Annotated in this window: 11 protein-coding genes, 1 tRNA gene and 1 pseudogene; 8 read left to right on the forward strand and 5 right to left on the reverse strand. The window is 40.9% G+C overall.

The window, feature by feature from the left end; all coding sequences use genetic code 11:
* Positions 1 to 397 precede the first annotated feature (397 nt).
* Together B5D29_RS06680 and B5D29_RS06685 are read right to left on the reverse strand one after the other, a co-directional pair.
* The gene (locus tag B5D29_RS06680) at positions 398 to 856 is read right to left on the reverse strand and encodes a threonine/serine exporter family protein (RefSeq protein WP_078768807.1); all 459 of its coding nucleotides are present in this window, start codon (positions 854 to 856) and stop codon (positions 398 to 400) included.
* Entirely contained in the window at positions 853 to 1,617 is a 765-nt protein-coding gene (locus B5D29_RS06685) for a threonine/serine exporter family protein (protein WP_078768808.1), read from the reverse strand. Before B5D29_RS06685 ends, B5D29_RS06680 begins: the two co-directional genes overlap by 4 nt.
* 123 nt (positions 1,618 to 1,740) lie before the next feature.
* Here B5D29_RS06685 and B5D29_RS06690 point away from each other — a divergent pair, with 123 nt between their 5' ends.
* Positions 1,741 to 4,266, forward strand: a complete 2,526-nt coding sequence (locus B5D29_RS06690) for a beta-mannosidase (RefSeq protein WP_078768809.1) — start codon at positions 1,741 to 1,743, stop codon at positions 4,264 to 4,266.
* Positions 4,267 to 4,306: 40 nt separating this feature from the next.
* On the opposite strand, the gene B5D29_RS06695 is transcribed toward B5D29_RS06690, so the two are convergent.
* Positions 4,307 to 5,134, reverse strand: coding sequence for a pyridoxamine kinase (locus B5D29_RS06695; RefSeq protein WP_078768810.1), 828 nt, complete (start codon positions 5,132 to 5,134; stop codon positions 4,307 to 4,309).
* Between the two features lie 859 nt (positions 5,135 to 5,993).
* Here B5D29_RS06695 and tet(O) point away from each other — a divergent pair.
* From tet(O) to B5D29_RS06710, 3 genes and pseudogenes are all read left to right on the forward strand, one after another.
* Complete coding sequence (tet(O), locus tag B5D29_RS06700; RefSeq protein ID WP_078768811.1) at positions 5,994 to 7,913, forward strand: tetracycline resistance ribosomal protection protein Tet(O); 1,920 nt, start codon at positions 5,994 to 5,996, stop codon at positions 7,911 to 7,913.
* A gap of 51 nt (positions 7,914 to 7,964) precedes the next feature.
* Entirely contained in the window at positions 7,965 to 8,108 is a 144-nt protein-coding gene (locus B5D29_RS06705) for a cysteine-rich KTR domain-containing protein (protein WP_078768812.1), read from the forward strand.
* A pseudogene (locus B5D29_RS06710) lies at positions 8,078 to 8,269 on the forward strand (tyrosine-type recombinase/integrase); the annotation flags it as partial. The gene B5D29_RS06705 and the pseudogene B5D29_RS06710, both read left to right, overlap by 31 nt.
* A 66-nt stretch (positions 8,270 to 8,335) precedes the next feature.
* Here B5D29_RS06710 and B5D29_RS06715 read toward each other — a convergent pair.
* Positions 8,336 to 8,424 (reverse strand) — tRNA-Ser (locus B5D29_RS06715).
* A gap of 263 nt (positions 8,425 to 8,687) precedes the next feature.
* Positions 8,688 to 9,221, reverse strand: coding sequence for an inorganic diphosphatase (locus B5D29_RS06720; RefSeq protein ID WP_078768813.1), 534 nt, complete (start codon positions 9,219 to 9,221; stop codon positions 8,688 to 8,690).
* 123 nt (positions 9,222 to 9,344) lie between these two features.
* Here B5D29_RS06720 and hisH point away from each other — a divergent pair, with 123 nt between their 5' ends.
* From hisH to B5D29_RS06740, 4 genes are all read left to right on the forward strand, one after another.
* Positions 9,345 to 9,956 carry an imidazole glycerol phosphate synthase subunit HisH gene (gene hisH, locus B5D29_RS06725; protein WP_078768814.1) on the forward strand — a complete coding sequence of 204 codons (612 nt, stop codon included), beginning with the start codon at positions 9,345 to 9,347 and terminating at the stop codon, positions 9,954 to 9,956.
* A gap of 2 nt (positions 9,957 to 9,958) precedes the next feature.
* Positions 9,959 to 10,717, forward strand: a complete 759-nt coding sequence (gene hisF / locus B5D29_RS06730) for an imidazole glycerol phosphate synthase subunit HisF (protein WP_078768815.1) — start codon at positions 9,959 to 9,961, stop codon at positions 10,715 to 10,717.
* A gap of 4 nt (positions 10,718 to 10,721) precedes the next feature.
* Positions 10,722 to 12,080 (forward strand): MATE family efflux transporter, encoded by a 1,359-nt coding sequence (locus B5D29_RS06735; RefSeq protein WP_242941759.1) that lies wholly within the window; start codon positions 10,722 to 10,724, stop codon positions 12,078 to 12,080.
* Between the two features lie 230 nt (positions 12,081 to 12,310).
* Positions 12,311 to 15,001, forward strand: coding sequence for a cation-translocating P-type ATPase (locus tag B5D29_RS06740; RefSeq protein ID WP_078768816.1), 2,691 nt, complete (start codon positions 12,311 to 12,313; stop codon positions 14,999 to 15,001).
* Positions 15,002 to 15,158 lie beyond the last annotated feature (157 nt).

Here is a 15,158-nt window from a genome sequence, read left to right on the forward strand (position 1 = left end):
AAAAGTGTTTTCAGTACAATACAGGCTGTTGAGAAAGGTTCTGAATTTCGTTTTCTTGCGAACTTAGCTGTACCTCGTCAAAACATATTCCGTATAGAACAAAACAAAGTTTTGTAAATATACTACATATGTTTTTCCTCTTTCCAAAAAATCTACAGATTTTTTGAAAGCCTTATATTTGCTTGTTTGCAAAAAACGAAAAACGCCAAAAATGCTGTAAGTTCGATACTTACAGCATTTTTAAAACCCCACCGTCAACACTTCGTGTTGCCACCTTTACTGCGTAGACGCCCCCTTTTGTCTGCGTTGCAGACATTTCCCCCGATTAACGGGGGAATCACCTTTTAAAAAAGAGGTGGCATATTCGGTTGATTATATTTGGCGTGTTTCAGGAGCTTTATCGACAGCCTGATAGTTTTTCTTTTTTTATCATGCTTTTTACATATGTTATAAGCACAGTACCCACAATAATTCCTGTAGCAAGACCAAAGGTAACAATAACCGTTGATTTGAGGTTGTTCCAAAACATTACCCTGTTGCTGTCTATAAGCCCTCTCATTGTGTAGTACAGTGCGCCTCCGGGAATGAGTGGAATTGTGCCCGGCACAAGATAAACATTTGACGGAGCTTTTAGTATTCCGCCCATAGCCTGACTGTATAGATAAACAAACAGTGCAGCCGCAAAGTTTGAAATAAGCATATTGTCAGTCAAATGAAAAATCAGCAAATACAGCGCCCAGCCAAGACCTCCGCCGATTGTTGACGCAATTATATTTCTTTCACTTACTCTGAAAAAAATTGAAAAACCCAGAGCACCTGTTGTGGCTGTGATAATTTGGAGTATAGTTTTGCTCATTTTAACCCTCCTATCATTATCATAGAAAGTGCATATCCTGCGGCAATTGCAACAGCAGTCAGCAATGCTTCAATAAATTTGTACAGACCCGCAACAATGTCCTTGTTGAACATTTCTTGAATTGAGTTTACAAGCAAAAGTCCCGGAATGAACAGCATAATGTCGCCAATCATCACCTTGTCAAGATTGTTGCCGAATCCGATTTTGGTGCAAAAAATTGCAAGCAAACCCGCCAAAAAACTTGCCGTAAATGTGTAAACAATGTTGTTGATGTTGCGCAGCTTGAAATGATAGTCCATAAAGTAAATGAACAAACCGATAACTGCCGCTGCAAGTCCGTCATATACCGCACCGCCAAAAAATACCGCAAAACTGCCTGCGGCAATTGCGTATCCAAAACACTTGATGAACGGCTTATGCTTTGTCGTTTTTGGGTGCTTAATTAAGTTGTTGAGCTCCTCAACATTCGGCTTGTTTTCGCAAATGTATTTGAAAAGATTGTTCAAATCCTCGCTTCTGCCAAGGTCCGTTCCGCTCTTTGTAACACGCACACTTTGTGTAAAATGCTTGCCGTCATCGTTTTTTATTGTTGCAACAATCAGGCTTGTAACGGCATAAATTTCTATGTTCTCAAAGCCGTAAACCTTGCATATTTTTATCAAAGAATCCTCAACTCGTTTTACCTGCGTTCCGGCAGAAACATATTGACTGCCAAAATCAAGCAAACTCTCAAGGAACAAATCACATTGTCTGTCCGTCATATTTTTACCTCTCTTATTTTTATTATAAGTTTGCCCACGATTTTGTCAATACATATATTTGATTGACAAAACAAATTGCGTAATATATAATTTATTTGATACTTTTTTAAGAGGAATTTGATTATGAAAAAAATACTCAACGGTGCTTGGCTTTTTAAGCAAAGCACAGAAAATCAATGGATGGATGCAATTGTTCCGGGTTGTAATTTCCTTGATTTAATGGCAAACGGCGTGATTGACGATCCGTTTTTAAAACTTAATGAAAAAGATGTCGAATGGGTCGGCAATGCTGATTTTGAATATAAACGCACATTTGATGTTTCAATCGGAGAACTTTCTGCAAACAGGGTTTTGCTGTGTGCAAATATGCTTGATACTGTTTGTGATATTTTCATCAACGGCAAATTTGTTGCTTCGTCTGATAATTGCTTTATCAAATTTGAATTTGATGTAAAAGATTTTCTTGTTGACGGCGAAAATGAACTTTTGATTTATTTCCATTCTCCTGTCAATTGGGTAAAGGATAAATATAAGGCTTGCATGACACCTATGAATTCAAACGGTCAAAACGGCATTGTTCATATCCGTAAACCTCAATGTCATTTTGGTTGGGATTGGGGTCCCGTGCTTCCGTGCAGTGGCATTTCGGATGATATTTATCTTGAATTTGTCAACGAGGGCAGAATAGAAGATTTCTCTGTTTCGCAAGTTTGCAATATAACAGATGCTACAGTTGATGCAAAAATTGATTATACCTCATATAAGGACTGCGAATGTAGAATTATCCTCACTTCTCCGAGTGGTGAAGTTCTCATTTCAGACGGAAACTCTGCTCATTTTGAGATTGAAAATCCCGAACTTTGGTGGACTTATGATTTGTCCGAAAAATTGGAACAACCGCTGTATACCGTAACTGCCGAATTGCTTTGCGACGGATGCGTGGTTGACGAATGTTCAAAGAAAATCGGTATCCGCAAAATAGAACTCAACAGGGAACTTGACGGCTACGGCAAAAACTTTCAGTTCAAGATTAATGATGTGCCTATCTTTGCCAAGGGTGCAAACTATATTCCGCCGGACAGTTTCATAACCCGTTTTGGCGAAAAGGAACTTAATTATCTGCTTGATGCCTTTCAGTTTTCAAATATGAATTTGCTTCGTATTTGGGGCGGTGGATATTATGGCAGTGACGCTCTTTATGATGAGTGCGACAGGCGAGGAATTCTCGTTTGGCAGGATTTTATGTTTGCTTGTCAAGCGTATCCGTTTTTCAATGACGACTTCCTCCAAAATGTGAAAAAAGAGGTTGCATATAATGTAAAGCGTATTTCCTCTCATCCGTCGCTTGCACTTTGGTGTGGCAATAACGAAATTGAAGATATGCACATGGCTTGGATTAATATGCCAAAATATATTCTGTGGACAGAAAAGTTCTTTTGGCAAATCCTTGAGCCTGAGATCAGAAAATATGATACTCAAACACCGTACACACAAGGCTCTCCGATCGGCAAAGCACACAATGAGGGTGTGTATGCAGATAATATCGGCGACACTCATTTGTGGGGCGTATGGCACGGCTTGAAGCCTATGAAGTATTACAGAAAGCGAATGACTCGTTTTTGCAGTGAATTCGGCTTTGAATCTCTGCCTGATATGAACAGTATTCGCATTTTTGCCGACAAGTCGGATTATGACCTCAACAGCCCTGTCTTTCTCTCTCACCAAAAGTGTATGAACGGCAACGACAAAATGGTTTATTATATCGCAGGTCGTTTTGATTTGCCTGTTCATTTCAGAGATTATGTTTATCTTTCGCAGGTCACACAGCTTGAATGCATCAGGGATGCAACCGAACATTGGCGAAGAAACAAAGGCAGATGCAACGGCTCAATGTATTGGCAGTTCAACGATTGCTGGGGTGTTTGTTCGTGGTCGAGCATAGATTATTACGGCAATTACAAGGCTCTTCAGTACGGCGCAAAGCATTTCAATGCACCTCTCACCGTGTCGTTTGAGGATACCGATGAATACATCAAGGTGTTTGTTCTCAATGATAAGCTGACCCCGCAAGAAGTCGAACTTGAATATTCTCTTTTTGATTTTGAAAAGGGTATACTTGAAACCAAGTCGTACAATGTAACCGTTGAAACAAGAGCGTCATTCGATGTCCCTGTTTCGTGGCTCAATGATTATGACAAAAAGACAACCGGTATTGTCGCAAGCATAAAACAAAACGGCAAAATCGTTGCAAAGAAAACTTGCTTATTTGACAATGAAAAACATCTCAATTTGCCAAAAGCAAAGCTAAATACGAAAATTTATGTCAAGAACGACGGTGTTGAGCTTCATATCAAGACAGACAAATTTGCCCGTCTTGTCAAGGCGGAATGTTCGGCAACCCATTTGCCGTTTTCTGATAATTTCTTTGATTTGTTGCCAAATGAAGAAAAAGTCATCACTATGAAACTTGACGACAGCGTTACCGCCAAGGAAGTTGCAGAAAACACAGTTGTTTACAGCCTGACGGATATTGAGTTTAATCGCAGTAAAATTAATTCTTTTGTCAAGCGTGCAAAATTGTATTTTTCACCGGTTAATATCGGCAATGCAATTCATCACGGCAAAGTTCCAAAAGACGAAAAGCTATAAAAAAGGCAGTAGTTACAACGAATGTAGCTACTGCTTTGTTTTATTTATTGTATTTTGCGAGCAAGGGGAGTGCCTGTTCAAAATTAACTCCGTACAGCCTTGCGTCTTTGTCTTTCATCGTGGCACTGATGCTTGCAAAAACAAATTCGCCTGCAATTTCAACAGCCTCGGCAAGTGAATAACCCTGCGTCAATGCCCCGACACATGCAGAGGAAAATACATCTCCTGTGCCGTAAAAAATATGGTCTATCTTTTGGTGAGCGTAAAAACTGTATTCGTCATTCACGCTGTCGTAACTCATAATTCCGTATTTGCCGTCATATTGAGCACCTGTGATAACCGCCTTTGATGCACCGAGGTCGGTGAGTTTTTTGAGCAAATCAGAAATATATTTGTCGTCATATTCGTTATTGTATTTCGTGTCGGTCAACAAACATGCTTCTGTCATATTCGGCACAATGATGTCAGCCTTTGCGCACAGAACACGCATTTTGTCTGCAAAACTTTTGTCAAAATTCCTATACATTTCGCCGTTGTCAGCCATTGCAGGGTCAACAAAAATAAAGTTGTTTTCGGTTTTGAATTCGTCAAAAAGTTTGCACACAACATCAATTTGCTTGCTTGATGCAAGGTATCCTGTGTATATTGCGTCAAATCCGAATCCCTCATTTTTCCAATGCTCGGCAACAAGCGGAATGTTGTCGGTCAAATCATCACAAACATAGTGCTCCCAAAGAGTATGAGTTGACAAAACAGCAGTCGGAATAATGCTTGTTTCAATCCCCATAGCGGAAATAATCGGCAAGGCGACAGTAAGCGAACATTTGCCAAGACACGATATGTCTTGCACAGTCACAATTCTTTTCATACAGTCACCTCCAAATTTAAAATATCATATCATATTTTTATGCTTTCAAAAAGTATCAAAATTCAATATAAATCAATATACAGATTTTCATGCTACAATTTTATAAATAAAATGTGAACAGTTCTTTACAAAATAAAAAACTTTTTTGGATAATCCTACAAAATGAAAAAATTATTTTGTTAAATGTGCATATTGTATCTTTCCGGTTGATTTAGTATAATGTGATTATAGATCTGATAATAAATTAGACTTATTGAATTTAAAATCAAGTGCTCCCAAATTAGAAATCGCACTTTAAAAAAACAGACAACGCATCCCAAACCGTTGTCTGTTTTTTGTTGTATATATTTTTAATAAATGCTTTATTAAAAAGCAAAAGCGACACCTTGCGGTATCACTTCTGTTTTTTTGGCGGAGACGGTGGGATTCGAACCCTCGGTACGGTATGAGCCGCACAACTGATTTCGAGTTTTATAGGTCAATGGTTGTTTAGTGGCAGGGGGAAATCCTGCCGCTTTTTCTGCTTTAGTTTGTCAGCTTGACAAATAACTTGACAAATAAAGGGTTAAGGAATATAATTAGATTCAGTATTATACAAGGAGTTAATAAATATGCGGCAAGGTATTCTTAAATAAACTGTCAATTTGATAGTGGGAACAAAAAGTAGCAGTCCCGTTTCACTTTTAATATGGGGCTTAGTTTTTTGTACCCAGTTTAAGAATACTTTTATCATGTAATTTTATATGCCCGAAAACATATAAGTGTTTTGGGGCTATTGGAGTTATTTACCCAGTGATAGGAGTATTTATCACTGGGTATTTTTATGCCCTTTTTTGGGTGTTGATAGGAGGAAAATCACATGAAAATAATTAACTTAGGCATTCTGGCTCACGTTGACGCAGGAAAGACAACATTAACGGAGAGTTTATTGTATACCAGTGGTGCAATTGCAGAACCAGGGAGCGTAGATAAAGGCACAACAAGGACAGATACAATGAATTTGGAGCGTCAAAGGGGAATCACTATCCAGACAGCAGTGACATCTTTTCAGTGGGAGGATGTAAAAGTCAACATTATAGATACGCCAGGCCATATGGATTTTTTGGCGGAAGTATACCGTTCTTTATCCGTATTAGACGGAGCAGTATTATTAGTTTCTGCAAAGGATGGCATACAGGCACAGACCCGTATACTGTTTCATGCACTACAGACAATGAAGATTCCGACAATTTTTTTCATCAATAAAATTGACCAAGAGGGGATTGATTTGCCAATGGTATATCAAGAAATGAAAGCAAAGCTTTCTTCGGAAATTATAGTGAAGCAAAAGGTTGGGCAGCATCCCCATATAAATGTAACGGACAATGACGATATGGAACAGTGGGATGCGGTAATTATGGGAAACGATGAACTATTAGAGAAATATATGTCAGGGAAACCGTTTAAAATGTCAGAACTGGAACAGGAAGAAAACAGGAGATTCCAAAACGGAACGTTATTTCCCGTTTATCACGGAAGCGCTAAAAACAATCTGGGGATTCGGCAGCTTATAGAAGTAATTGCCAGTAAATTTTATTCATCAACGCCTGAAGGTCAATCTGAACTATGCGGGCAGGTTTTTAAGATTGAATATTCAGAGAAAAGGCGGCGTTTTGTTTATGTGCGTATATATAGCGGAACATTGCATTTGAGGGATGTTATTAGAATATCTGAAAAAGAGAAAATAAAAATCACAGAAATGTGTATTCCGTCAAATGGTGAAATCGTCCCGGCTGACCATGCCTGTCCGGGAGAAATTGTTATTTTAGCTGATGATACTTTGAAACTGAACGACATTCTGGGAAATGAAAAACTCCTGCCTCACAAAACATGGATTGATAATCCCATGCCATTACTTCGGACAACGGTAGAGCCGCAAAAGCCGGAGCAAAGGGAAGCCCTGTTAAATGCCCTCGCAGAGATTGCTGATACAGACCCTCTTTTGCATTTTGACATTGATACTGTTACACATGAGATTATGTTATCTTTTTTGGGAAAAGTACAGTTAGAAGTTATTTGTTCGCTATTAGAAGAAAAATATCATGTGGGCGTGGCTATGAAAGAGCCTTCGGTTATTTATCTGGAAAGACCGCTTAGAAAAGCAGAATATACCATCCACATAGAAGTCCCGCCAAATCCTTTCTGGGCTTCTGTCGGGTTGTCCATAGAGCCGCTCCCTATTGGAAGCGGAGTGCAGTATGAAAGCAGAGTTTCACTTGGATATTTAAACCAATCGTTCCAAAATGCGGTTATGGAGGGGGTTCTTTATGGCTGCGAGCAGGGGCTGTATGGATGGAAAGTGACAGACTGTAAAATCTGTTTTGAATATGGATTGTATTATAGTCCTGTAAGTACCCCCGCAGACTTTCGGCTGCTTTCCCCTATCGTATTGGAGCAGGCTTTAAAAAAAGCAGGGACAGAACTATTAGAGCCATATCTCCACTTTGAAATTTATGCACCGCAGGAATATCTCTCACGGGCGTATCATGATGCCCCAAGGTATTGTGCAGATATTGTAAGTACTCAGATAAAGAATGACGAGGTCATTCTGAAAGGAGAAATCCCTGCTAGATGTATTCAAGAATACAGGAACGATTTAACTTATTTCACAAATGGGCAGGGAGTCTGCTTGACAGAGTTAAAAGGATACCAGCCAGCTATTGGTAAATTTATTTGCCAACCCCGCCGCCCGAATAGCCGTATAGATAAGGTTCGGCATATGTTCCACAAGTTAGCTTAACAGCTTGCAAAAGTCATATAAAATGAGATTTGAAAGGATTAGAGACTAATTATGATGAAATGCGAATGGATATTGTGTCCTGTTTGTGGGAGCAAAACCCGTAATAAAATTAGGAAGGACACTGTTTTGGAGAATTATCCCCTTTATTGTCCAAAATGCAGACAAGTCTGCTTCTTGCGAACGGCGTACCGCTGAAACAAATTCAGGAGTGGCTGGGGCACAGCGATTTTACCACAACGGCAAATATCTATGCGCACCTTGATTACAGCTCCAAAATCACCTCGGCACAGGCAATGGAAAACGGACTTATTATGCCGGAGAACGGAGATTTTGAAAGCCGTTGGAAGACAGTTTGAGATAATCCGTTTTTCGGAGAAGTGGTCAGAGAAAAAGCCTGTAAACGCACTTGTTTACAGGCTTTGTGGCGGAGAGTTAGGGATTCGAACCCTAGGTTCCTTGTGGGAACACAGCATTTCGAGTGCTGCACCTTCGACCTCTCGGACAACTCTCCGTGTGTATATTTCAATCCGCTTTTTTCTTCGCTCAAATTTCGGTCAAAAAATTTTTGGAGAGAAAAGCAGGAGAGAACACTGAAAAATATTCGATTTTTAATTTTGAAAACCCTTATATATGGGGGATTTCCGGCGGACGAAACGACCAAGCAGCCGTAAAATTTCGAGTCAGCCCCGTTATGACCACTTCGATACATCTCCGTATATAAAGGCAAGGTTAACCCTGCCTTGTTTTTGTTTTTGTTTTTGTTTTTGTTTTTGTTTATAATTGGAAGTTCTTTATGTAGCTGTCGATACAATCCTGAATAATCTTGACTGCTTCTTCCTTTGGCTTAACTTCTGTTACAGATGTGCTCTTGTCGTGTTCAAGAGTCTTGTACACTTCAAAGAAGTGCTTGATTTCGTCAAATCTGTGGCTTGGAAGCTGGTCGATGTTTGTGTATGAATTGTAGTTTGGGTCGTTGACAGGAACAGCAATGATTTTTTCATCCTTTGCTCCGCCGTCTTCCATAACCAAAACACCGATTGGCTTGCATTCAACGATTGTCATTGGTCTGATTTGCTCACTGCAAAGCACCAAAACATCAAGAGGGTCGTTGTCGCTGGCATATGTTCTTGGAATAAATCCGTAGTTGGCAGGGTAGTGAGTTGATGTAAACAAAACTCTGTCAAGTTTGAGCATACCTGTTTCCTTGTCAAGCTCGTACTTGTTTTTGCCGCCCTTAGAAATCTCAATTACAGCGTAGAATCTGTCTTTCTTGATACGCTTAGGAGATATGTCGTGCCAAATGTTCATAAACGCTCCTCCTTAAATAGTATGACAGTATAATAACATTATAGAAAAGATTTGTCAATTTTAAATTTGCATTTTTTCTTTTTGAGTGATATTATTAAATATATCAAATTATAGGAGAATGTTATGGTTGCAATTGTTGATTATGGTGCGGGTAATTTGCAAAGCGTGAAAAAGGCTTTGGATTTTATCGGCGCAGAAAGTAAGATTACGGATAATAAAGACGAGATAAATGCGGCATCTCATATTATCCTGCCCGGTGTAGGCTCTTTTGCGGATGCAATGAGCTGTATCAGAGAACGAGGACTTGAAGAAACAATAAAAAAATCTGCTGACGGATCAAAGCACTTTTTGGGTATCTGCCTTGGACTTCAGCTTCTTTTTGAATCGAGCGAAGAATCACCCGGCGTAAAAGGTCTTGGAGTTTTCAAGGGCGATATTGTTACTATTCCGAAAGATAACGGGCTTAAAGTTCCGCACATCGGTTGGAATAGCGTAAAACTAAATCAAACAAACGGTATATTTGAGGGAATAAAGGACGAAAGCTATTTTTATTTTGTTCATTCTTATTATCTCAAAAATGCCGATGAGGATATTGTTGCAGGCACAACAGAATACGGTGTGCCTATTCAGTGCGCTGTGCAAAACGGCAGAGTGTGTGCCACACAGTTCCATCCCGAAAAAAGCAGCGAAGTTGGACTTGCTTTGCTAAAGAATTTTGTGAATAGGGAGGACTGAATATGTATGCAAAAAGAATAATTCCGTGCTTGGATGTTAAAAATGGTAGAGTGGTAAAAGGTGTTTCGTTTGTTGATTTGCGTGATGCAGGCGACCCTGTTGAATGTGCTGCGGCTTATGATAAGCAGGGCGCAGATGAACTTGTGCTTCTTGACATAACCGCAACTCACGAGGGAAGAAGCACTATGATTGATATTGTGTCAAGAGTTGCCGATACTGTGTTTATCCCGTTTACCGTTGGTGGCGGAATAAAAACCGTTGACGATTTCAAGGAACTTTTGCGTGCGGGCGCTGACAAAATTTCTCTCAATTCCGCCGCTGTTCGCAATCCCGATTTGATTAATGAAGCGTCATATAAATTCGGCTCACAATGTGTTGTTGTTGCTATTGACGCAAAACGCAAGGCAGACGGAGGCTGGGAGGTTTACCTCAATGGCGGAAGAATTTCTACGGGTATTGACGCGGTAGAATGGGCAGTTGAAGCAGAAAAAAGAGGCGCAGGCGAAATTCTTTTGACCTCTATGGATTGTGACGGTCAAAAAACCGGATATGATATCGAACTCACTCGTGCGGTGTCGGAGAGGGTTGGTATTCCCGTAATCGCTTCGGGCGGTGCAGGCAAGGCAGAACATTTTTTGGATGCCTTTGTTGACGGCAAGGCAGATGCGGTTCTTGCGGCAAGCCTTTTTCATTTTAATGAACTTCCTATTCCTGTGCTCAAGGATTATCTTGCAAAAAATAATGTCAGTGTAAGAAGATGATAATTTGACAAACAGTGAAAATACTGCAGCTGATAAGCAGTATAAAAAAATGACAAGAACGCCGGTAAATAAACTTATATTTATCTTGTCTGTCCCTACTGTTATCAGTATGCTCATAACAACAATATATAATATGGCGGACACCTATTTTGTTTCAAAAATCAGCGTTTCCGCTTCGGGTGCAACGGGAGTTGTATTCAGTCTTATGGCTGTTTTCCAGGCGTTTGGATTTATGTTCGGTCAGGGCGCAGGTTCAATTGTTTCAAGACGGCTTGGCGCAAAAGATGTTGAAACTGCAAGAAAATTTTGTTCAACCGCATTCTTTTTGTCGCTTGGCATAAGCACCGTTATTGCGGTTATCGGTTTGTTCTTTTTGGATGAGCTGATGTCGTTTCTCGGCAGTACCGAAACGATTTTGCCTTACGCAAAACAGTATGGTCTGTACATTCTGATTTCAGGTCCGGCTATGTGCACAAGCTGTGTGATGAACAATATTTTGCGATACGAGGGACTTGCCCGACTTGCTATGATCGGACTTACTTCGGGCGGTATCCTCAACATTGCACTTGACCCTTTGTTTATTTTTACATTTAATATGGGCATTTCCGGTGCCGGTCTTGCAACGGCAATCAGTCAGTATTTGAGTATGGCGATTTTGCTGTCTGCTTTTATTATGAAAAAGTGCCAGTGCAGAATTAATTTGAAATATGTTCGGCTTAACGGCAGGGATATTTGGGAAATTGTTGCAACCGGATTTCCGAGCTTTATGCGTAACGGACTTGGTAGCTTGTCAACGATGATTCTCAATGTTATGGCTTCGCCTTACGGTGACACCTGTATTGCAGCTATGAGCGTTTCAAATAGGTGTTCAATGCTGATTTTCAGCGTGTGCGTTGGCATAGGTCAGGGATTTCAACCTGTCAGTGCGTTCAATTACGGCAGTAAGGATTTTGACCGTGTTCGCAAGGCAATTGATTTTTTGTGGGTGTATGGCACCGTTGCGGTAACTGTTCTTTCGGGTATTATGTTTATCTTTGCTCCGTGGGTTATTGCTCGGTTTAGAAGCGAAATGGAAGTTGTTGATGTAGGTGCAAACGCACTCCGCTATCTATGTGTTTCACTTGCGTTTTTGCCCACTGCACTCACTGCAAATATGACATTCCAAAGTATAGGCAAAAAGGGTAGGGCGCTGTTCCTTGCGTGTTGTCAAAACGGACTTTTCTTTGTTCCGCTTGCTCTCGTTTTGCCGAGAGTTTTCGGCATTGTCGGCTTGGAACTTTCACAGCCGATAGCCTATGTTTTGGCGGCTGTTGTGTCTGCTCCGTTTCTTGTTGCTTTCAAAAAACAATTAAGAAATTGTTAACATTTGCACTGTTGACTTTTATACACCTGTATGTTATATTCTAACTAAAGACAGGGGAGTAATTCCACGGTTATCGTGTGTTAAGTCAACATCATGCCGATATAGGCTGGCTTAATTGTAAAGAATGAGACTTGTGCATAGTGCAGATACTATGTATGAGTCTATTTTTATATAAAAATGCAAGGCACAAAAGCCTGCGTTGTAGTATATTTTAATGGAAGGTGCACTGTATGAAAGAGTATTTGAAAACGAAAGAAGATGTTCTTGCCGGTGTAAAGTCGGAGCAAAGCGGTATTTCGTCTGCCGAGGCTTCATCAAGACTTGAAAAAAACGGCAAAAACAAGCTTGCAGAGGGCAAAAAGGATAGTCTTATAAAACGATTTTTGTCACAGCTTGCAGATCCGATGATTATTATTTTGATTGTCGCAGCTGTAATCAGTGCTGTCACAGCCACAGTCGGCGGTGAGGGCGAAGGCTATGCCGATGTTGTCATCATTATGGTGGTTGTAATCATCAATGCGGTTTTGGGCGTTTATCAGGAAAGCAAGGCAGAAAAAGCGATTGAAGCCTTGCAGGAAATAGCCGCCGCCACATCAAAGGTTATTCGTGACGGTAAGATTGTCACAGTAAAGAGTGAGGACATCGTTGTTGGTGATGTTGTTGTTCTTGAAGCCGGTGACAGCGTTCCTGCCGATTGCAGAATTATCGAATGTGCCTCTATGAAAATTGAGGAGTCTGCACTTACGGGCGAATCCGTGCCTGTAACCAAAACAGCAGAACCTATTGACCCGCTTGGTTCTGATGATGTTCCGCTCGGCGACAGAAAAAATATGTGCTATATGGGTTCATCGGTTGCATACGGCAGAGGTAAAGCCGTTGTTGTTGCCACCGGTATGGACACCGAAATGGGCAAGATTGCCGATGCACTTACACAGGCAAAGGATGAGGAAACCCCTCTTCAAATCAAACTTAATCAGCTTTCAAAGATTTTGTCATTCATAGTTTTGGGAATTTGCGTATTCATCTTTGTATTTGATATTGTTCGTGCTCTCGTTGTCGGCGATGCAATCACTTTGTCGTCAACATTGTCGTTCTTTATGGTTGCGGTTTCTCTTGCTGTTGCGGCAATTCCCGAGGGACTTGCTGCCGTTGTAACAATCGTTCTTTCAATCGGTGTAACAAAGATGTCAAAGCGTAATGCGGTTATCCGCAAACTCACAGCAGTTGAAACTCTTGGTTGCACACAGATTATTTGTTCGGACAAAACAGGTACTCTCACTCAAAACAAGATGACTGTTGTTGATTATAAGGGCACAGATGAAAGACTCCTTGCAACCGCTATGGCTCTTTGCTGTGATGCAGAACTTCAAGATGACGGCACTGTTAAGGGCGAGCCTACCGAGGCTGCACTTGTTGCATATGCAGACAAACTCGGTTTGAAGAAAAACGAACTTGAAGATTCTTTCCCAAGAGTCGGTGAAGCACCGTTTGATTCAGGCAGAAAGATGATGTCAACAATCCACAAAACTCCAAACGGTTTTGTTCAGTATACAAAGGGTGCTCCCGATATTGTTCTTTCACTTTGCACAACTGCATTTGTGGATGGCAAAAAAGTGCCTATGACAGACGAAATTCGTCAGGCTATTTCCGATTCAAACAAGGAAATGGCAGACAAGGCTCTCCGTGTTCTTTGTGCGGCTATGAGAACTTACAGCGAACAGCCGTCAAACGAACCTGATGAGCTCGAGCAGGAACTTTGCTATATCGGTTTGACCGGTATGATCGACCCTGTTCGTCCTGAAGTTGTTGATGCAATCAAGGAATGTAAGAGCGCCGGTATTCGCCCTATTATGATTACAGGCGACCACAAAGACACAGCCGTTGCCATTGCAAAACAGCTTAGTATTATCGGCGAAAATCAAAAGGCTGTCACTGGTATGGAACTCAATTCTATGTCTGATGAAGAACTTGATGAGCATATCGAGGAATACTCGGTTTATGCCCGTGTTCAGCCTGAACATAAGGTTCGTATCGTTCAAGCGTGGAAAAAGCGTGGAATGATTACCGCTATGACCGGTGACGGTGTAAATGATGCTCCGTCAATCAAGAATGCAGATATCGGTGTCGGTATGGGCATCACAGGCACTGATGTAACAAAGAATGTTGCCGATATGGTGCTTGCAGACGATAACTTTGCAACAATCGTTTCGGCTGTTGAAGAAGGCAGAAGAATTTATGATAATATTCGTAATTCGATTCAGTTCTTGCTTTCGTCAAATCTTTCAGAGGTTCTCTCGATTTTCTTCGCAACCCTTTGCGGTTTCACATTGTTTGAGCCTGTTCACCTCTTGTGGATAAATCTTATCACAGACTGCTTCCCGGCACTTGCTCTCGGTCTTGAAAAGGGCGACCCTGACATTATGAGCCGTAAGCCTCGAAACAGCAAGGACGGTATCTTTGCAGGCGGTATGGGCTTCGACTGTGCTTATCAGGGCGTTATGGTAACAGTGCTTACCCTTGTTGCCTATGTTCTCGGAATTGTTATGGCAAGTCCTGAACATATGACATTGTCACAAATCCTTGCAGTCAACGATGCAAACGAAGCAACTCATTTGCTCCACCAAAACGGTATGACAATGGCATTCCTCACACTTTCTATGGCAGAGATTTTCCATTCGTTCAATATGCGTTCTCGCCGTCAGTCAATTGCAAAGATGGGCAGTATGAATTTGTATCTTGTCGGCGCAATGGTTCTTTCACTTGTATTTTCAACTGCGGTAATTTATATTCCGTTCCTCAGCAAAGCATTTGATTTTGCACCTATTGATGCAAGAGAATATTTCACAGCGCTTCTCCTTGCATTTATGGTTGTTCCGATTGTAGAAATCGTAAAGCTCATTCAGCGTAAAACAAATAAATAACGAATAAATCCCGAAGCCAAACGGTTTCGGGATTTAGACTGTCGATAAAGCTCCTGAAACACGCCAAATATAATCAACCGAATTATGCCTCCCCTAATTGTTAGGGGAGGTGGCAACACGAAGTGTTGACGGTGGGGTTTAAAAAATGCCGTAGGTA

The organism is Eubacterium coprostanoligenes (assembly GCF_900167205.1).
GTDB lineage: Bacteria > Bacillota > Clostridia > Oscillospirales > Acutalibacteraceae > Eubacterium_R > Eubacterium_R coprostanoligenes.

What these genes read in the sequence shown, in the direction of transcription:
- B5D29_RS06680 (WP_078768807.1), bottom strand. Translation starts at nt 856, where the DNA reads ATGAGCAAAACTATACTCCAAATTATCACAGCCACAACAGGTGCTCTG.
- B5D29_RS06740 (WP_078768816.1), top strand. Translation starts at nt 12,311, where the DNA reads ATGAAAGAGTATTTGAAAACGAAAGAAGATGTTCTTGCCGGTGTAAAG.
- B5D29_RS06685 (WP_078768808.1), bottom strand. Translation starts at nt 1,617, where the DNA reads ATGACGGACAGACAATGTGATTTGTTCCTTGAGAGTTTGCTTGATTTT.
- B5D29_RS06720 (WP_078768813.1), bottom strand. Translation starts at nt 9,221, where the DNA reads ATGAACATTTGGCACGACATATCTCCTAAGCGTATCAAGAAAGACAGA.
- B5D29_RS06695 (WP_078768810.1), bottom strand. Translation starts at nt 5,134, where the DNA reads ATGAAAAGAATTGTGACTGTGCAAGACATATCGTGTCTTGGCAAATGT.
- hisH (WP_078768814.1), top strand. Translation starts at nt 9,345, where the DNA reads ATGGTTGCAATTGTTGATTATGGTGCGGGTAATTTGCAAAGCGTGAAA.
- B5D29_RS06705 (WP_078768812.1), top strand. Translation starts at nt 7,965, where the DNA reads ATGATGAAATGCGAATGGATATTGTGTCCTGTTTGTGGGAGCAAAACC.
- B5D29_RS06690 (WP_078768809.1), top strand. Translation starts at nt 1,741, where the DNA reads ATGAAAAAAATACTCAACGGTGCTTGGCTTTTTAAGCAAAGCACAGAA.
- hisF (WP_078768815.1), top strand. Translation starts at nt 9,959, where the DNA reads ATGTATGCAAAAAGAATAATTCCGTGCTTGGATGTTAAAAATGGTAGA.